Here is a 17,566-nt window from a genome sequence, read left to right on the forward strand (position 1 = left end):
TCGCAACATAACGTAATAATTTTACGAAAATTAGTAGTATTTAAAATTACAAAAACGATAAGTTAAGTTTATAAATCTCTGTGTATTCAGACAAAAAAACAGGCACCCGAAGGTGCCTGAGAAGGGAACTACAGCGATTCCAGCCGCGCGGTTAGCACGTCCATGTCACGCCGCCACTGGGCCTGAAGCTGAGGTTTCTGATGCTTAGGTTTACGTGCCAGGTCGTCAGCCAGCTGCGTTTCGAGCGCCAGCAGGGCTTCCAGCAAATCGTCTGCTGCGTCTGATGTCGTTTCCAGTGTGACAACGGGCTTCGAATCTGGCATGGCCGGGAGCGGTTCGCGTAACCGTTCCCATGCCGCATCGGCATCGTGCCACTCTTCCAGCACGCCATTTTCAATCAGCCAAAAACGATTGCAGCTCTGTTGCATCAGTTGCCTGTCGTGGCTCACCAGCAATACACCGCCGGCGAAGGTTTGCAACGTTTCCGCCAGCGCCTCTTTGCCTTCCATGTCGAGATGGTTGGTGGGCTCATCAAGCATCAGTAGGCTATAGCGCGCCAGGCTCAGGCCGACAAACAACAGCCGGGAACGCTCGCCACCGCTCAGTGAATCGACGCGCTGGCCATGTCTCGCCCATGCAAAACCGGCGCTGATTAACGCCATTTTTCGTGTTTCCGGCGCGGGAGCGAACGGCTCCAGTGCATCAAACAGCGAGGCGCCATCCGCTAACTGGTGCAGCGTTTGATCGTAATAGCCCAGCGCCACGCGCGGGTGGATAGTTAATCCTTCCGCCATAACGCTGGCCTGAAATTGCTGCCAGATAAGCCGCAGCAGCGACGATTTTCCGCAGCCGTTACGGCCAATCACGGCCACTCGATCACCGCTTTTCAGCCGAGCAATCGGTACACTAAACAGCGGCGCGACTCCGGCGGCCGGTGATACGGACAGATTTTCCAGCTCCAGCAGACGGTCAGCCCGCAGCAGGTCGCCATGCAACTGTAATCGCCATTGACTGCCTGCGGTAACATCGGTCTGGCTTGCCTTCAGCCTGTCGACCTGTTTTTCCATTTGCTTGGCTTTACGTGACAAGTCTTCGTTGTCATATACGTGGCCCCAGACTGCCAGCCGTTTAGCGCTGGCCGCCACCCGGTCGATCTCTTTCTGTTCTGCTTTGAAGCGCAAGGTATCGCTTTCATCCTGCTCCATCAGCGCCTGACGGGCGGCGCTATAGGGCAGGGAAAAGCTGTGCAGTCGCTGATCACGCAAGATCCAGCTGGTGTTGGTCACGTTATCCAGCAGCGGTTGGTCATGGGAAACGACGATAAAACTGCCGTTCCAACCGTTGAGGAACCGCTCCAGCCACAGCAGCGTCGGCAGATCGAGGTGATTCCCCGGTTCGTCCAGTAGCAACAAGTCCGGAGAGGTTATCAACGCCCGCGCCAACAGCAGACGAGTATGTTGCCCTCCGCTCAGCGTGGCCGCCGTTAACGCCTGGTCTTCGGCACTGAAACCCATTTCTGCCAGCAGCGCTTCGGCACGCCAGCGTTGGATTTCCCGCTCAGCGTGAGGAATGTTATCCAGCACTGCATCGAGCATCGTCAGCGGCCCGAGGGATTCAGGTAGGTGTTGCTCCACGCGTGCCAGCAGGCAGTGGTTGGCAATGGAAACGTAGCCGGATGAAGGCGCTTGTGTGCCATCCAGTAGTTTTAGCAGAGTACTTTTACCGCAGCCGTTATAGCCAATCAGCCCGACGCGATCGCCTTTTTTTAGCGTAAAAGAGAGGTCAGTGAACAGGGGGCCGAAGGCCGTTTCGCTGCACAGCGAGTGGGTATTTAATAATGTGGTCATAGAACTTACTCAAGTGTTACTGGCGTAAAAACGCCTCGTCAGTTAACGCCGACGATAACCCGGTAAGCCGAGGGAAGGGATTCAGTCTTTGGTTTCTTCGCTCAAGCAGAAGTTATCGCAGCACGGTACGGATAACGCTTGAGTAGGTGCGATCGCCAAAAGTACGTGAAAAAGTAAACTTTTCACAATACAGCATGGGATCCTCCTTTTATATTTTCAGCAGATGAATGGGTGCAGAGAGTGTAGCGGTGATTGTGGATTGGCGCTACGCCTGCAAGACCTACAATTTCTTGTAGGCGCAGCACCATCAGGCACAAAGATTAAATCGAGGTACGGCGGTAGCTGCGGTATTCCGGCTGCCAGAAGTTGTCATCAATAGCCTGTTGCAGGGCTTCGGCAGACGTTTTCACCGCCATGCCTTGCTGCTGGGCCATTTTGCCAATCGCAAACGCAATCGCCCGCGAGACAATATGAATATCCTTCAGCTCTGGCAACACCAGGCCTTCCCCGTTGTTTACCAGTGGCGAGTGTTTGGCCAGCGTTTCGCTCGCCGACATCAGCATTTCGTCGGTAATTCGCGACGCACCGGAGGCGATCACGCCCAGACCAATACCCGGGAAGATGTATGAGTTATTGCACTGGGCAATTGGATACGTTTTATCTTTCCACGTTACCGGCGCGAACGGGCTGCCGGTGGCAACCAGTGCACAGCCTTCGGTCCAGGTGATGATGTCCTGCGGCGTCGCTTCTACGCGAGACGTCGGGTTCGACAGCGGCATCACGATTGGGCGCGGGCAGTGCTTATGCATTTCGCGAATGATTTCTTCGGTGAATAGCCCTGTCTGACCAGAGACGCCAATCAGGATATCCGGTTTCACGTTGCGTACCACGTCCAGCAAGGAAAGCACGTCTTCTGCGGTGTCCCAGCTTTTCAGGTTGTCGCGCTTTTGTACCAGCTTGTTCTGGAACGCCAGCAGATTTGGCATCTGATCGGTCAGCAGGCCGAAGCGGTCAACCATAAATACGCGCGCGCGCGCCTGTTCTTCGCTCAGGCCTTCACGCTGGATCTGCGCGATGATTTGCTCAGCAATCCCGCAACCGGCAGAGCCTGCGCCGAGGAAGACAATTTTTTGCTCACTGAGCTGGCTACCCGCCGCGTGGCTGGCGGCAATCAGCGTACCAACGGTAACCGATGCGGTGCCCTGAATGTCATCGTTGAATGAGCAAATCTCGTCACGATAGCGGTTCAGCAGCGGCATGGCGTTCTTCTGCGCGAAATCTTCGAACTGCAGTAGTACGTTCGGCCAGCGCTGTTTCACCGCCTGAATGAAATCATCCACAAATTGATAATACTCGTCGTCGGTGATACGCGGCTGGCGCGAACCCATGTACAGCGGGTCATTCAGCAACTGCTGGTTATTGGTACCGACATCGAGCACGACCGGCAGAGTGTACGCTGGGCTTATCCCGCCACAGGCGGTGTACAGCGACAGCTTGCCGATAGGAATGCCCATTCCGCCAATACCCTGATCGCCGAGGCCGAGAATGCGCTCGCCGTCGGTGACCACAATCACTTTGATGTTGTGGTTTGGCACGTTTTGCAGAATGTCGTCCATGTTGTGACGGTTCTCGTACGAGATGAACACGCCGCGGGACCGACGATAAATCTCGGAGAAACGCTCACAGGCGGCGCCGACGGTCGGGGTGTAGATAACCGGCATCATCTCGTCGAGGTGGTTTTCGACCAGACGGTAGAAGAGGGTTTCGTTCGTATCCTGGATATTGCGCAGGTAAATATGTTTGTCAATTTCAGTCTTGAAGCCCTGGTACTGGATCCAGGCGCGTTCGGCCTGTTCTTCGATGGTTTCCACGACGGCGGGTAACAGACCTAAGAGGTTAAAGTTGCGACGCTCCTCCTGGCTAAACGCACTGCCTTTGTTGAGGAGTGGAAACTCCAGTAATACGGGGCCTGCATAGGGGATATAAAGAGAACGGTTGTTTTTATGGTTGACTAACATCTCACTGATCCTTTGTCATCACGGCCTGCCCTGGTAGGCGAATAGAGAGGGCTGGCGGGTACTTCGGCGCGGCAAAGTATAAAGCAAGTGTTAATAAAAAGGGAAAACGCTGCTGTTCAGAAACTAAAAAAAACACCATCTTATGTAAACGATGGTGTCGGTCGTTATCGATGAAAGGGCTGAAAGGCCGGGATGTTACTCGGTGCGACGTTTGCGGCCGGTGGCATGAGAGTGGTTATGCTGGGTTTCCGCATCGCCTTCGATAAGGACTTTTTTCTGGTTTGAAAGCTTGTAGTTCAAGCCGAGGATATGACGTGCCTGACGGTTCGATTTCATGCTGACTCCTTAATCCTGTGAATGGTTTCAAGGTCAATCCCGGAGGTACCGGGCGAAATTTACCCTTAGCGCAGAACGGTATTTGCCTGCGAGATTGATAGTTGACCATTGTGCTCGAAATAGCAACACCCGCTGGCGCTTTCAGGAACTCTCTGAGATTTAACCCTTTGTGCGACGGACGTCACGCTGTCATATACCTGAACTATGCTTTTTGATTCGCGCTGAGGTTTCCCCGTTTTGTTCATCGTGAGGTCACTCCATGAAAGTTTTAGGATATGCAGCACAAAATCCCACCACGCCGCTGGCCCCGTTTTCCTTTGACCGCCGCGAACCGCGCCCGGACGATGTGACCATTGAGGTGTTGTACTGCGGTGTTTGCCACTCAGACTTACACCAGGCCCGTAATGACTGGGGGTTCAGTACCTATCCCATTGTTCCAGGGCATGAAATTGTTGGCCGGGTGACGGCTATAGGTGACGGCGTCACTAAATTTAAGCCCGGCGATCTCGCCGCCATCGGTTGTATGGTCGATTCCTGCCGTACCTGTTCACCTTGTAAAGACGGGCTGGAGCAGTATTGCGAAGAAGGCAATACGCAAACCTACAACGGGCAGGATCGTCACGATCACCAGACCACCTACGGCGGTTATTCACAATCCATCCTTGCGAGTCAGGATTTCGTTCTGCGCATTCCCGATGGGCTGGATTTGAAAGGGGCAGCTCCGTTGCTCTGTGCCGGGATCACAACCTGGTCGCCGCTGCGTCACTGGAAGATTGATGCAAACAGCAAAGTGGCGGTGATTGGCCTTGGCGGGCTCGGGCATATGGGTCTGAAACTGGCACACGCGCTGGGCGCGGAGGTGACGCTGTTTACCCGTTCGCCGGGGAAAGAGGCGGATGCCCGTCGTCTGGGCGCGAGCCATGTGGTGCTCTCCACCGACCCGGAACAAATGAACGCGGTGAAAAATCAGTTTGATCTGATTATCGATACCGTCCCGTACACGCATGATGTCAATGCGTATATGCCAACGCTGACCCTCGACGGCACACTGGTGTTTGTCGGTCTGCTCGGCGATTTGCCGGAAGTGAACACCATTCCGATGCTGATTAACCGTCGCTCGGTGGCGGGTTCGGCGATTGGTGGCATTGCAGAGACGCAGGAGATGCTCGATTTCTGCGCGGAAAAAGGCATTGCGGCGGACGTTGAGGTCATCAGAATTCAGGATATCAATGAGGCCTACGAGCGTCTGCTGAAAAGTGATGTGAAGTACCGTTTCGTGATTGATATGGCATCTCTCAACGCCTACGGCTAAATGGCCGGAAAGGCGTGTTCTATACTTAGTACCCCTAACGGATAAAAGGAGTGAACGATGACGATCCACAAGAAAGGTCAGGCACACTGGGAAGGCGATCTGAAACGTGGCAAAGGCACCGTCTCGACGGAGAGCGGCGTTCTGAACCAGCAACCGTACGGGTTTAACACCCGCTTTGAAGGTGCGAAGGGCACCAATCCTGAGGAACTGATTGCGGCGGCGCACGCCTCCTGTTTCTCGATGGCCCTTTCCCTGATGCTGAGCGAAGCCGGGTTTACGGCGACCTCAATTGATACCGAAGCCACTGTTTCACTCGACCAGGTCAGCGGCGGATTCTCGATAACCAAGGTGGCGCTGCAAAGTAAAATCGCGGTACCGGATATTGATGCCGGCACATTCGATGGCATCATCCAGAAGGCAAAAGCCGGTTGCCCGGTGTCTCAGGTCCTGAAAGCTGAAATCACCCTCGATTATCAGCTCAATTAATACTCCCACACGGCCCGCATAATGCGGGCTTTTGTATTTTCACCTCTCTGAAGATGAAAATTCAAAAGCTCACAACAGAATGAATACCCCGTTAACATCACATTGTCTTCAATAAGCAGAAATGAGCCCTATGAGTGAGATTAAAACCCTGAGTTCGCAAGAGATTTATTGCAATCAATGGATGCGTCTGAAAGAAGATCGCATTGAACGTGCCGACGGTTCGCACGGTGTGTATTCGGTGATTGAGAAGCCCGATTTCGCGGTGATCGTCCCAGTGTCGGAAGGCTATATCTGGGTTGTGGAGCAGTACCGCTATCCGCTCGGCGCTCGCACGATTGAATTGCCGCAGGGATCGTGGGAACTGGATCCACATGCTGATCCGATTGCCGTTGCACGCGGAGAGTTAGCGGAAGAGACTGGCCTGCTGGCGCAAAAAATGGAGCAGATTGGTTATCAGAAACTGGCCCAGGGCTATTCCAGCCAAGGCTATCACATCTGGCTGGCGACAGATTTTGTGTCCAGCACCCAACAGCTAGATGCGGAAGAAGTGGGGCTGACCTGCCGCCAGATGCCAGTCGCTGAGTTTGAAACCCTGATTGCAGAGGGAAAGATCAGTGATGCGACTTCGGTGACGGCATTTTTGCTGGTTAAACTAAAAGGTTTTGTGTGACGGCGTCACTTATTCCTGTGCTTTCTGCGGCTACTTACGGTGTAGGCGGCTCAGACTGAACACAATTGCCAGCCCGGACGTGGCAACCGCCACCCACAAGCTCAACTTCACGGCCTGTGCTTCCAGCACCAACTGTGTACTGGAAGCCATCACCGCCAGCAGGACACCCACTAACGCCGCGCCGAGACATTGCCCGAAGGTGCGCATTATCGCCAGCACGCCTGAGGCGTATCCGCTGTATTCCCGCGCCACATTAGACAACATTTCGCGATTGTTCGGGCTCTGAAAACAGCAAAATCCCATCCCACACACCAGGCTACGCAGGCCGATATCCCACGCTGCGGCGTGATCGGGCAACGTCGCCAGTAGTGCTAAACCAATAACAAACCCCAGTAAACCAATGGTCGAGATTATCGACGGCGAATATTTATCCGCCAGACGTCCGGCATGGGGAGCAACCAGCACAATGCCCACCGGCCAAGGCGTAAACAGTAGCGCGGAAGTAAATGCGCTGTAGCCGTACACGCTCTGGAACAGGAATGGCAGGGCTACAAAGGTAATGCCCTGGCTTATAAACGATGCTAACGAGGTCAGGGCGGCCAGTGAAAAACGTCCGGAGGTGAAGATAACTGGCGGTAGCAACGGTTTTTCCGCCCGACGAATATGCCAGACGAACGTCGTCCCGCTGACCAGCGCCAGCACACCCCAGCCCATCACCTTGGTGCTGAGCGAGTGATCGGCGGCGTGCGGATCGGCAAAGCCATTGGTCACCATGATCAATGCCCCGAGCATTGTCGCAGACAGCACCGCCCCAATGGCATCAAACCGCTGATCGTTTAGTGCCGGTTTACGTGGAATGGCTTTGATAGCCAGGAACAGCGCCACCATGCCCGGCAGCACGTTGATGGCAAACAGCCACTGCCAGCTCAGCGTACCCAGCAGTGTGCCGCCTAATACCGGGGCGACGGCGGTGCTTGCGGCAATCAATAGTGCATTGAGCCCCAGAATTCGCCCGAGCAGTCGGCCAGGAAACACTGAGCGTAATATCGCGGGGGCAATACTGAGCGTGGCCGCGCCGCCTACGCCCTGAAGAATGCGCATCAGGATAAGCATCTCTGCCGAGGTAGCCATCGCACAGCCGAGCGAAGTGAGAGTGAACAGGCTCAAACCAAAGATAAAGATCGGGCGAAAACCAAAGCGGGTGGCGAGCGCGGCAAAGATGGCCAGCGTCATGGCGGCGGAGAGCAAATAGCCGTTGGCAAACCACACCGCAATCGGGGCTGCCACCTGTAACGATTGCGCCATCTGAGGTAAGGCGATATTCACCATCGAACCGTCAAAAACAGCCATCAGGGTCGAGGTCATGACCGCCGCCATCGCAAACGCCCGTTCGCGGCCCGGCAAGCCTTCGTCGCCTGGTTTGTCAGAAAAGAGTTCCATCACATTATTCTCGTCGGTAAGCATTTTGATGAGAGAAGTCTATGCGCCCACCAAGGAAGGCGGAAGATACAGCATTGGTACTGTATAGTTGCATCAAACGCCTTATCTAAAGTCGAAGGAATATTTTGATGACCGATCCGGATTTTAATCTGCTGATTGCGCTGGATGCGCTTTTGACCGAAGCGAGCGTGGCTGGGGCGGCCCGGCGTCTTAATTTGAGTACCTCAGCCATGAGTCGGACGCTCAGCCGTTTGCGCGAGGTCACCGGCGACCCGTTACTGGTGCGTGCGGGGCGAAATATGGTGCTGACGCCTTACGCCCAGTCCAGCCGGGAGCGGGCACGTAACGCCGTGCTGGATGCCCGGACGGTGCTACAACCGTCTACATCGGAGCTGAATATTGCGCAACTGGAACGCGTGTTTACGCTGCGAGTGAACGACGGTTTTATCGAAGCCTTTGGTCCGCAACTGATTGCGGCGGTGGCCGCCATGGCACCTGAAGTGTGCCTGCGTTTTTCACCGAAGCCCGAGAAAAGCTCACACTTTTTGCGTGAAGGGCTGGTGGACCTGGAAATTGGCGTGCTGAGTAATATGGGCCCGGAAATTCGCGTGCAGGCGCTGTATCGGGACCGTTTCGTTGGCGTAGTTCGTCATGGGCATCCGCTAGCCGGGAAAGCGCAGGTGAGCGTGGAAGAGTACATCGCGTGGGGCCATGTGGTTGCCACTCGCCGGGGGCAACCGTCAGGTCCGGTCGATGAAGCGCTGGCAGAGATGGGGCTGGCACGCAAAATTGTCAGCATGGTGCCGGGTTTCCCGTCGGCGCTGGCGGTAGCGAAGGCGTCAGATTTAATTGCGCTGGTTCCGGCTTCTTTTTTATCTCAAACGGAAAATTCGGCCCGGTTACAGGCTTTCGAGCTGCCGTTTAAAACGCGGACGATCACCATTTCGCAACTGTGGCATCCACGAATGGAAGCAGATCCGGCGCATCGCTGGCTGAGACAAATGGTTATTGCGGTGTGTCAGAAGCAATGCCCTGACTACCATGCAGGAATTTCAGGTTAAAACGACGCAACGTGATTTATGCGAGGTGCCGCAGCGTAATCAAGGCTTCTGATTCGCAAAGTAATTAACGTTGTGCCAGACTTTTTCTCATCACGGAGCACATGGCTCTGTTTTACACATCCAGGAACTGTAAATGCTCGAATTTATTGCACATATGCTGGTCGGTACGCCGATATGGGTGTACGTGCTGTTTGTGTTTCTGCTGATCCGTGGCATTAAGGCGCGTCAGCCCGCAACGGTGACGCTCGAGAGGTTGGCCATTATCCCGCTGATATTTTTGGTTTGGGATCTCTATGATTTGGTTCTCTATCGGCATTTGACGTTGGGCGTGGTCATGCTGTGGATTGCGGTGCTGATTATGGGCGCGGCGCTTGGCTTCTGGCTGATAAAACCGGAGCGGGTGAGCCGCGGGAGTGCGCCGCGCTCGTTGAACCGTCAGGCCGATTATTCCGCGCTGCCGTTAATGATGCTGGCATTTGCCATTAAATATGTGTTCGGTGTGATGGTAGCGGTGTCGCCGCAGACCATGCAACAACCCGCTATGAGCGCGGCGGCGGTTGTGGTCGGTGGGCTGTTCGCTGGTAGCTTTATCGGGAAATATTCACGCTATCTGCAATGCTATTTCGGTCGGATGCAAAAGGTGAATTAAGATGATTCTGTGTTAAAAAAATAGGTTTTATCGGTTAGGCAGTCTACATTAATGGGTTGATAAATTTACGCTTTCTCTGGTCATTTGTGCTGCATTTTTGCCACGAATGAAGGCTAATAGCACGTTCAGGAATGAAAATGACACTAAACCGCAACGCCGTGGCTGCGCTTAGCGCGCTCTGGTTGTTCAGTACTTGTGCCTCTGCCGAAGTGGATCTCGGCTCGATGGATATTCTGGCGAGAGATAACCCGCAAAGCCCTGTGCCAAAAGGTTTTGTTGTCGGCGCCGCGACGGTAAGCGGCCAGGCGCGTTATAAAGATCAGGATAACAGCACCTACTTTATTCCAGGCGCCCTCTATTTTGGCGATAACCTGATGTATCTCGGGGATCGCGCTCGCTACTATTTTCGTCTGGACGATAACGTCGCAGTGTATGGCTACGGCCGTTACCGTTTTGGCAATCTGGACCCGTCGGACGCCGATATCCTGCATGGCATGGATAAGCGAAAAGGGGAGTTGGAAGCCGGGATCGGCGGGACAATTATTACGCCGTATGCGCTGCTGACCGCCCGATTCGCGAGCGATGTCACCGGGCGCAGTAACGGCCAGGAACTCCTGCTCTGGGCGGATTTCCCGATTGTCAGAGACAATCTGCTGGTAATGCCGGGGATGGGGATGATGATCCGCAGTCACAATATGGCGAACTACTATTTCGGCGGCGTTTCGAAAGAAGAAGCCACGCCACAGCGTAAAGCCTGGGATACCGGCACGACATTCTCGCCAATGGCGGCGGTAGTGACGTCCTACCGTTTCAGCCCGCACTGGATGGGTTTGTTTGCCGCGAACTATGAGCTTTACGACAAAGACATCGCTGACAGCCCGATCGTGCAGCACAGCGGTGAGTTTTATGTGATTGCCGGGGTGGGTTATACCTGGTAGCGATTAACAGCGCGTTCGCGGTTGAACGGCAGCGGGGGGTGTGAACACGTATGAGCATACTGTTCCCGGGTATTCGGTTACTGCTGCTTGCCGCCTGTCTTCCGGCAACGCTGAGCTATGCCGCCGATGGGAATCGGATTCGACAACGCGCCAACGCGGTTCTGTCGCTGATGAGTTACACGGTTGTGCCGGACGTTACCGCCAGTGACCTGAACATTGGCAGCAGCGGCGGCGACAAAAACGAGCTCGATATCACCCAGTTTGGCGGCGGAGCAACGCTCAGTGAAAGCGTGCCCATTTATGTTGAAGGCACGATGGGCTACAGCCGCTTCGATCCGCATTTCGTATTATCTGACGGCAACCGCACCCGTAAAGTTCCGACCAAATGGAACAGCCTGACCGCCACCGGCGGCATCGGCTGGGATTTCCCGCTGTATACCGATAGCCGGGGCGGCAAACTGGTTATCCGCCCGATTGCTAACGTCATGCTGGGCACCATGGCCAGCGATGTGCGTATCGGCGGCTTTGTGCTGGAACGGCGTAAGGATGTAGATTTCAAGTTTCTCGACGGTGGGAGGCTGAATGCTTACGGGCTGGGCGGTTCGCTGATGCTTGATTACGAACTGGTGTCGAAACCGCAGGATATCGACGTTGAATTACGCTATTCCAGCATGAATCTGCAAACCTTCGGTAGCACCTCGGACGCGGTACAGGGCGAGGCTACCGCGCAAAACCTGGGCCTTTATCTCCGACGCCGGGCACCGATTTTAGACTGGACGCTGCTCAAAAGCCCGGTGCGTTATGTGCTTGAAGGTGCTCACACCGAATACCTGGGATCTCAGCGCGGCGAACTGGGCTTCAACAGTCTGAGTTCTCTGGGGTTAGGCATCGAGCTGGACAGCAGCAAATACCCGGTTTTCATTACCCGCACCCGGCTGGTGGCCCGTTATATGTTTGGTGAAAACACCGCCGGCTACGGCATTGGCCTGGCGATGAGTTTTTAACACTTTTCTTTTTTTTCATTTTTTCAGCAATATTTTTCCTCCTCATACGTCTACCTCAGCACGAACACGATTTAATTCCTAAGATGAGGTAATTCTAATGAGAGATTTTGATATGCATGAACATCAACGTGGTCGCGGTTTTGGCGGCCATCGGATGGCGAAACCGCTGGTTATGGGTGCAGTGATTTTTGTCGTACTGGGCCTGTTGGTGATGTCGCTGTGGAATGCGCTGCTGCCCGCCATCATCGGCGTTAAAGCGATTGGCTTCTGGCAGGCATTAGGGCTGCTGGTACTGTGCCGTATTCTGTTTGGCGGCCTTGGTTTCCGTCCGGGCATGTTTGGCGGAATGCGTCGTCGGATGCACGAACGCTGGATGCAAATGACCCCGGAACAGCGCGAAGCCTTTATGCAACAGCGTCGCGAGGGCTTTGGTCGTCGTGGGCATTGTCACCATCGCGGTTGGCACGAACGCCGTGACCAAAGGGCCGATATGCGCCAACAGCCTGAAGAGCCTGTGGTGAAAACGCCGGAAGGCGAGTAATTCGGATGAAAGCCGGAATGGCGAAGGATTCCCTGCTGCTTTCGGCCCTTAACACCTGTCGTTCGCGATTAACTGCGTTTATCCGTGGCCGCACGGCGGTGCGCGAAGATGCCGATGACGTACTACAGGAAATCACCTGGCAGCTCATGAAAGTGGAACAACCCGTGGAAAATATCGCCGCCTGGTTGTTCCGCGCCGCCCGGAACGAACTGACCGACAGAGCGCGTAAAAAGCGTGAATTACCGCTGTCGGCATTCTCCTCAGCTGACGAAGACGGTAACTTCCCGGAAGATGAACTGGCGGAAACGTTATTTGGTGTAGCACAAACGCCAGAAGACGATTACCTGAAGGCGCTGCTGTGGGAAGAACTAAACGATGCGCTGGCGGCACTTCCGCCCGCACAGCGTGAGGTGTTTGAACGTACGGAGCTGGAAGGGTTGAGTTATAAAGAACTGGCCGAGGAAACTGGCGACAGTGTGCAGGCGTTGTTGTCGCGCAAACACAAAGCGGTGTTGTACCTGAGAACCCGGTTACGTAGTGTTTACGATGATTTGACGCAATAAAAGAAATTGCCCGACGGTGTTAGCACCGGTCGGGCAAGTGTCGGTCTGATACGGGTTAGCGTCATCAGGCAGGGCAAATCGAATCAGCTTCCCCAGCGACTGCGCAGGTAATTTACCGCCTGCTGAGTCTGCGGCTGATTGAGGTTGTTTTCACGGAACAGAATGGTGCCCTGAACTTCCGGTAGCGCATCGTTTAAATCGAGCTGTTTTTTCAGCTCAGGCACACCGCCCTGAACGGTCCAGTCTGGCTCATTCTTTGAGGGTTCCCCAACCTTATAGAGCGCCACACCGATATATAAACGGGTGTGCGTCGGTTTCACCACATCTGCCCACCATTTTGCCAGCACGTCGTAACGCGCCGCATCGCGAGCGAACGGCCAGTAAACCTGTGGCGCAATGTAATCCAGGAGTCCTTTTTGCACCCACAAACGGGTGTCGGCAAACGATTCGTCATACGCCGCCGCGCCACGGGTATCGGACCCCGCTGGATCGTGCGAGCGGTTGCGCCACACACCAGCCGGGCTCACGCCAAACTGAACGTTTGGATTCAGCTGTTTGATAGTCCGTGACACTTGGGTAATCAGCAGTTCGGTGTTGTGTCGACGCCAGTCGGCCTTCGAGGCATAACCCTGGCCGTAAATGCGGAACGTCTGGCTGTCGTTCAGCGCAGAACCGGCGGTTTCGGTATAGAAGTAATCATCGAATTGTACGCCGTCAACCGGATAGCGCGACACCACTTCTGCCACGATGCTGGTTATCCAGTCACGCGCTTCGGGAATGCCCGGATCAATAACATAGCGATCGCCGGAAATACGGATCCAGTCGCGATGCGCTACAAACACGCTGGACGGGTGCATTGACAGCGTGCGATTCAGTTCTGCCACGGTGCCAGGTTTGGTATTGGTCGTGACGCGATACGGGTTAAACCACGCGTGGACTTTCATTCCGCGTTTGTGCGCTTCATCGAGCATAAACTGCAGCGGATCGTAGCCCGGATCCTGGCCCACTTTGCCGGTCAGCATATCTGACCATGGCAAAATCTGGGACGGCCAGAGGGCAGTGCCATCGGGTTTAATCTGGAAGAAGACGGTGTTAATGCCAAGGCTTTGCAGCTTATCCAGCTTATCGGTTAGCGCTTTCTTTTGCAGATTGGCACGGGCCGCTGCATCGCTGACGTTAACCGATGACACCGGCGGCCAGTCAAGACGCGAAACGGTGGTCAACCATACGCCGCGCACGGCGTGTTTGTCGGCAGGTCTGTCAGGTAGCGGATGTTTTGCTACCGGTGGCAGCGGCGTCACCAGTGATTTCGGTTTTTCTGATGTGCAATTAGCAAGCAGAAGTGCACTGGCAATCAGCGCCCCGGTAATAGTGACTCGTGCAATTATGGAGAGTTTACGTGAGCTGATAATCATATCCCTGTTTTATGCAGGCCTTCACATTAGCGAGACTCATTCTCGTATGATTCGATTTGTGGAGCAACCCGGAAAGTTTGTGAACGCATCAAAACGCATTCTGCGCTCAAGCTTTTTCTGATCGCTCAACTACCTGTGGATAATTTGGGTTGTTATTCAACCAGTTCTGCGCCATGGCACGTTGTTCATCCGTCACTACGCCGTCGGGTTTGCCGTCGATACCGTAGCGCTGGTATTCACTGGCGAGCGCCATCTGATAGGGAATACTACGGGTGTAGCGTTTCAACGCTTTGCCTATCTCAACCCCAGGGAAATCAATATCACGCCGGATAGCGTCGTTGATCAGATCCTGCATGATGCGGACTTTAAGCGGCTTAGGCCGTTCATGTGCAAAGAGTAATGGCCAACTCTCACGCAGCATCATGGCACGTTGGTTTTTATCCACGGTAATACCCCAAAGGTATCTGGTTTTTTTATGAGTATAAAACAAAGATATGTCAGGCGTAGGAAACGGGCAGGGACTACTTTTGGTTGTTATTTTGGCTATTGCGCAGAATTGTTTTGGATAGACTGAAGTAGCGTATCCAGTAAGCCGGGGAAACGCGCATCTAAATCGTCGCGGCGCAGGGAAATTCTATTCTCCCGCCCCTGAGGGCGTTGCCAGATAACGCCACTGTCACGCAAAACGCGCCAGTGATGTGTCATGGTTGACTTCGCCACGTCCTGCCGCAGCGCGCCGCAGCTCAGTTCACTGCCATCCGCAAGCGCTTTTACTATCTCCAGACGCAATGCATTCCCTAATGCAAAAAGGACATTTTCCAGGCGAATCTGTTCACGTTCCGGATGATTGGCGATCATACTGTTCCTGTATTTACCGGTGAATGTGCGGAAGCGAGAGGGCGCTAATATACCGAAAGCCCTCGCTGAACGCTACGCATCGGGGTGGTGTTTCACCGATTGCTGCTATAGCTAATATAGTTCGAATATACTCGTACAGTTGTACTATTATAGATGCCGTTACATAACCCGCGGTCAATTCCGGCCGCGGATTGACAGTCAACAGACTTAAGGACGCATCATGCCTCGACCCATCCCCCTCGAACGTTACCGCAACATCGGCATCTCCGCGCATATCGATGCCGGTAAAACCACCACCACCGAGCGCATTCTGTTTTACACCGGAATGAGCCACAAACTGGGTGAAGTGCACGATGGCGCGGCAACGACGGACTGGATGGCGCAGGAGCAGGAGCGCGGTATTACCATCACCTCTGCCGCCGTGAGTGCCTTCTGGTCCGGAATGGATCGTGATTTTGAGCCGCATCGGGTCAACATAATCGACACCCCTGGTCACGTGGATTTCACTATTGAAGTTGAACGTTCCATGCGTGTGCTCGACGGCGCGGTGATGGTGTATGACTCGGTCGGCGGTGTGCAGCCGCAGTCCGAAACCGTGTGGCGTCAGGCCAACAAATACCAGGTGCCGAGGCTGGCTTTCGTCAACAAGATGGACCGACAGGGCGCTGACTTTTTCCGCGTCGTGCAGATGATGAAAGACCGCCTGAAAGCGAATCCGGTACCGATCGTCATCCCAGTTGGTGCGGAAGAACACTTTTCCGGCGTGGTTGATCTCATCAAAATGCGGGCGATCCACTGGGATGACGAAACCCAGGGCATGACCTTCAGCTACGGCCCGGTTCCGGTGGATTTACTGGAAATAGCACAGGAATGGCGTGAGAAAATGGTGGCCGCAGCCGCAGAGGCCAACGATGGGCTGATGGATAAGTATCTGGAAACGGGCAGCCTCGACGAAGCCGATATTATCGCCGGGCTGCGTCAGCGAACGATTGCCGGTGACATTCAGCCGATGCTGTGCGGCAGCGCCTTTAAAAACAAAGGGGTGCAGCGGATGCTCGATGCGGTGGTGGAGCTTATGCCGTCGCCACTGGACGTTCCGGCCATTGACGGGATTGATGAACAGGGCCAACCGGCGGAACGACACCCGAGCGATGACGAACCGTTTTCGGCGCTGGCGTTTAAACTGATGACCGATCCGTACGTTGGCCAGCTGACTTTTATTCGCGTTTATTCGGGCGTATTGAGAAAAGGCGACGCCGTGTATAACCCGGTTAAAGGCAAGAAAGAGCGTATTGGCCGTATCGTATTAATGCATGCGAATGACCGGCATGAAGTGGATGAACTGCGCGCCGGGGATATCGCCGCCTGCGTGGGGCTAAAAGATGTAACCACCGGGGACACGCTGACGGATCCGGACCACATTATCACGCTGGAACGAATGGAGTTTCCGGAGCCGGTGATTTCTCTGGCGATTGAACCGAAAACCAAGGCCGATCAGGAGAAAATGGGCATTGCGCTGCAGCGTCTGGCGGCGGAAGATCCGTCGTTCCGCTTGCACACGGATGAAGAATCCGGGCAGACGATTATTTCTGGCATGGGTGAATTGCATCTGGAGATCATCGTCGACCGTATGAAACGCGAGTTTGGCGTGGATGCGAATATCGGACGGCCGCAGGTCACATACCGAGAAACGATCCGCAAACCGGTGAAGGAAATCGAAGGCAAGTTTGTGCGCCAGTCCGGAGGGAAAGGTCAGTATGGTCATGTGGTGCTGAGCCTTGAGCCGCAAGAGCCTGGTAGCGGATTCAAATTCGAAGACGCGACCAAAGGCGGCGTGGTTCCGCGCGAATACATTCCTTCGGTGGAGAAAGGTCTACGCGAAGCGATGAGCAGCGGCGTGCTGGCCGGGTATCCGGTGGTGGATGTGAAAGCGACGCTGACATTTGGTTCATATCATGACGTCGACTCGTCAGAACTGGCGTTCCGCATGGCGGCAATCTTTGGTTTCAAAGAGGGCTTTCGTAAAGCGGATCCGGCAATTCTGGAGCCCATAATGCACGTTGAAGTAGAAACGCCGGAAGACTATGCCGGGAATATCATGGGCGATTTGTCGTCACGTCGAGGGATGGTGCAGGGCATGGAGGAACGATTTGGCAACCAAATTATTCGCGCCGATGTACCGCTGGCGGAGATGTTCGGTTATTCCACCACCCTGCGATCGATGTCTCAGGGTCGAGCCACGTACAGCATGGAGTTTCATCATTATGCCGAAGCACCGCGCAACGTAGCGGATGACATCATCGCCAAACGTGCCAAAGCATAAAAGGTAATACCTGACGGGAGTGTTCTTGATTGAGCGCTCCCGTTTTTTTGCCTGAAGCCTGTGCCGCGCTCCCCGTAGGTTGCACATGGCTTTTGGAGCCAGTAT

17 protein-coding genes are annotated in these 17,566 nt (G+C 54.5%); 10 read left to right on the forward strand and 7 right to left on the reverse strand.

Features of this window, described 5'->3' with window-relative positions; all coding sequences use genetic code 11:
- Window positions 1-128: 128 nt before the first annotated feature.
- The 3 genes from MUU46_RS21980 to sra form a co-directional block, all read right to left on the reverse strand.
- Window positions 129-1,847, reverse strand: a complete 1,719-nt coding sequence (locus MUU46_RS21980) for an ABC-F family ATP-binding cassette domain-containing protein (protein WP_258966709.1) — start codon at window positions 1,845-1,847, stop codon at window positions 129-131.
- Between the two features lie 320 nt (window positions 1,848-2,167).
- Window positions 2,168-3,865: an NAD-dependent malic enzyme gene (locus MUU46_RS21985; protein ID WP_159759191.1), complete on the reverse strand. Its 1,698-nt coding sequence runs from the start codon at window positions 3,863-3,865 to the stop codon at window positions 2,168-2,170.
- A gap of 195 nt (window positions 3,866-4,060) precedes the next feature.
- On the reverse strand, window positions 4,061-4,201 hold the full coding sequence (sra, locus tag MUU46_RS21990) for a stationary-phase-induced ribosome-associated protein (RefSeq protein WP_159759193.1): 141 nt from the start codon (window positions 4,199-4,201) through the stop codon (window positions 4,061-4,063).
- Window positions 4,202-4,460: 259 nt separating this feature from the next.
- Here sra and MUU46_RS21995 point away from each other — a divergent pair, with 259 nt between their 5' ends.
- From MUU46_RS21995 to MUU46_RS22005, 3 genes are all read left to right on the forward strand, one after another.
- A complete protein-coding gene (locus tag MUU46_RS21995; protein ID WP_258966710.1) occupies window positions 4,461-5,513 on the forward strand; it encodes an NAD(P)-dependent alcohol dehydrogenase in 1,053 nt (350 codons plus the stop codon).
- A gap of 57 nt (window positions 5,514-5,570) precedes the next feature.
- Complete coding sequence (locus tag MUU46_RS22000; RefSeq protein ID WP_125353566.1) at window positions 5,571-5,999, forward strand: OsmC family protein; 429 nt, start codon at window positions 5,571-5,573, stop codon at window positions 5,997-5,999.
- 130 nt (window positions 6,000-6,129) lie between these two features.
- Window positions 6,130-6,669, forward strand: coding sequence for an NUDIX hydrolase (locus tag MUU46_RS22005; protein WP_258966711.1), 540 nt, complete (start codon window positions 6,130-6,132; stop codon window positions 6,667-6,669).
- Window positions 6,670-6,699: 30 nt separating this feature from the next.
- On the opposite strand, the gene MUU46_RS22010 is transcribed toward MUU46_RS22005, so the two are convergent.
- Window positions 6,700-8,109: an MFS transporter gene (locus MUU46_RS22010; protein WP_258966712.1), complete on the reverse strand. Its 1,410-nt coding sequence runs from the start codon at window positions 8,107-8,109 to the stop codon at window positions 6,700-6,702.
- 128 nt (window positions 8,110-8,237) lie between these two features.
- Here MUU46_RS22010 and MUU46_RS22015 point away from each other — a divergent pair, with 128 nt between their 5' ends.
- The 6 genes from MUU46_RS22015 to MUU46_RS22040 all read left to right on the forward strand — a co-directional run bounded on the left by MUU46_RS22015 (window position 8,238) and on the right by MUU46_RS22040 (window position 12,865).
- Window positions 8,238-9,170 (forward strand): LysR family transcriptional regulator, encoded by a 933-nt coding sequence (locus tag MUU46_RS22015; protein WP_258966713.1) that lies wholly within the window; start codon window positions 8,238-8,240, stop codon window positions 9,168-9,170.
- Between the two features lie 133 nt (window positions 9,171-9,303).
- Window positions 9,304-9,819 carry a DUF6622 family protein gene (locus tag MUU46_RS22020; protein ID WP_258966714.1) on the forward strand — a complete coding sequence of 172 codons (516 nt, stop codon included), beginning with the start codon at window positions 9,304-9,306 and terminating at the stop codon, window positions 9,817-9,819.
- Window positions 9,820-9,956: 137 nt separating this feature from the next.
- Window positions 9,957-10,757 carry a MipA/OmpV family protein gene (locus MUU46_RS22025; RefSeq protein ID WP_185153759.1) on the forward strand — a complete coding sequence of 267 codons (801 nt, stop codon included), beginning with the start codon at window positions 9,957-9,959 and terminating at the stop codon, window positions 10,755-10,757.
- A gap of 50 nt (window positions 10,758-10,807) precedes the next feature.
- Window positions 10,808-11,761 (forward strand): autotransporter domain-containing protein, encoded by a 954-nt coding sequence (locus MUU46_RS22030; RefSeq protein ID WP_159759207.1) that lies wholly within the window; start codon window positions 10,808-10,810, stop codon window positions 11,759-11,761.
- A 97-nt stretch (window positions 11,762-11,858) separates the two neighbouring features.
- Window positions 11,859-12,302 carry a hypothetical protein gene (locus MUU46_RS22035; RefSeq protein WP_258966715.1) on the forward strand — a complete coding sequence of 148 codons (444 nt, stop codon included), beginning with the start codon at window positions 11,859-11,861 and terminating at the stop codon, window positions 12,300-12,302.
- A gap of 5 nt (window positions 12,303-12,307) precedes the next feature.
- Window positions 12,308-12,865, forward strand: coding sequence for an RNA polymerase sigma factor (locus MUU46_RS22040; protein ID WP_258966716.1), 558 nt, complete (start codon window positions 12,308-12,310; stop codon window positions 12,863-12,865).
- 83 nt (window positions 12,866-12,948) lie between these two features.
- Here the strand turns inward: MUU46_RS22040 and MUU46_RS22045 are convergent, their stop codons facing one another.
- The 3 genes from MUU46_RS22045 to MUU46_RS22055 form a co-directional block, all read right to left on the reverse strand.
- Window positions 12,949-14,280, reverse strand: a complete 1,332-nt coding sequence (locus MUU46_RS22045) for a glycoside hydrolase family 10-like protein (protein WP_258966717.1) — start codon at window positions 14,278-14,280, stop codon at window positions 12,949-12,951.
- Between the two features lie 106 nt (window positions 14,281-14,386).
- Entirely contained in the window at window positions 14,387-14,725 is a 339-nt protein-coding gene (locus tag MUU46_RS22050; protein ID WP_159759215.1) for a ProQ/FinO family protein, read from the reverse strand.
- A gap of 98 nt (window positions 14,726-14,823) precedes the next feature.
- Window positions 14,824-15,138 (reverse strand): ArsR/SmtB family transcription factor, encoded by a 315-nt coding sequence (locus MUU46_RS22055; protein WP_159759217.1) that lies wholly within the window; start codon window positions 15,136-15,138, stop codon window positions 14,824-14,826.
- 220 nt (window positions 15,139-15,358) lie between these two features.
- Here MUU46_RS22055 and fusA point away from each other — a divergent pair, with 220 nt between their 5' ends.
- Window positions 15,359-17,461 carry an elongation factor G gene (fusA, locus tag MUU46_RS22060; protein WP_258966718.1) on the forward strand — a complete coding sequence of 701 codons (2,103 nt, stop codon included), beginning with the start codon at window positions 15,359-15,361 and terminating at the stop codon, window positions 17,459-17,461.
- The last annotated feature ends 105 nt before the right edge of the window (window positions 17,462-17,566 follow it).

This window comes from Scandinavium tedordense (assembly GCF_024764965.1).
Classification (GTDB): domain Bacteria; phylum Pseudomonadota; class Gammaproteobacteria; order Enterobacterales; family Enterobacteriaceae; genus Scandinavium; species Scandinavium tedordense.

Bases quoted from the DNA above. Each gene is read 5' to 3' on its own strand.
- MUU46_RS21980 (WP_258966709.1), bottom strand. From the start codon at position 1,847: ATGACCACATTATTAAATACCCACTCGCTGTGCAGCGAAACGGCCTTC.
- MUU46_RS21985 (WP_159759191.1), bottom strand. From the start codon at position 3,865: ATGTTAGTCAACCATAAAAACAACCGTTCTCTTTATATCCCCTATGCA.
- sra (WP_159759193.1), bottom strand. From the start codon at position 4,201: ATGAAATCGAACCGTCAGGCACGTCATATCCTCGGCTTGAACTACAAG.
- MUU46_RS21995 (WP_258966710.1), top strand. From the start codon at position 4,461: ATGAAAGTTTTAGGATATGCAGCACAAAATCCCACCACGCCGCTGGCC.
- MUU46_RS22000 (WP_125353566.1), top strand. From the start codon at position 5,571: ATGACGATCCACAAGAAAGGTCAGGCACACTGGGAAGGCGATCTGAAA.
- MUU46_RS22005 (WP_258966711.1), top strand. From the start codon at position 6,130: ATGAGTGAGATTAAAACCCTGAGTTCGCAAGAGATTTATTGCAATCAA.
- MUU46_RS22010 (WP_258966712.1), bottom strand. From the start codon at position 8,109: ATGGAACTCTTTTCTGACAAACCAGGCGACGAAGGCTTGCCGGGCCGC.
- MUU46_RS22015 (WP_258966713.1), top strand. From the start codon at position 8,238: ATGACCGATCCGGATTTTAATCTGCTGATTGCGCTGGATGCGCTTTTG.
- MUU46_RS22020 (WP_258966714.1), top strand. From the start codon at position 9,304: ATGCTCGAATTTATTGCACATATGCTGGTCGGTACGCCGATATGGGTG.
- MUU46_RS22025 (WP_185153759.1), top strand. From the start codon at position 9,957: ATGACACTAAACCGCAACGCCGTGGCTGCGCTTAGCGCGCTCTGGTTG.
- MUU46_RS22030 (WP_159759207.1), top strand. From the start codon at position 10,808: ATGAGCATACTGTTCCCGGGTATTCGGTTACTGCTGCTTGCCGCCTGT.
- MUU46_RS22035 (WP_258966715.1), top strand. From the start codon at position 11,859: ATGAGAGATTTTGATATGCATGAACATCAACGTGGTCGCGGTTTTGGC.
- MUU46_RS22040 (WP_258966716.1), top strand. From the start codon at position 12,308: ATGAAAGCCGGAATGGCGAAGGATTCCCTGCTGCTTTCGGCCCTTAAC.
- MUU46_RS22045 (WP_258966717.1), bottom strand. From the start codon at position 14,280: ATGATTATCAGCTCACGTAAACTCTCCATAATTGCACGAGTCACTATT.
- MUU46_RS22055 (WP_159759217.1), bottom strand. From the start codon at position 15,138: ATGATCGCCAATCATCCGGAACGTGAACAGATTCGCCTGGAAAATGTC.
- fusA (WP_258966718.1), top strand. From the start codon at position 15,359: ATGCCTCGACCCATCCCCCTCGAACGTTACCGCAACATCGGCATCTCC.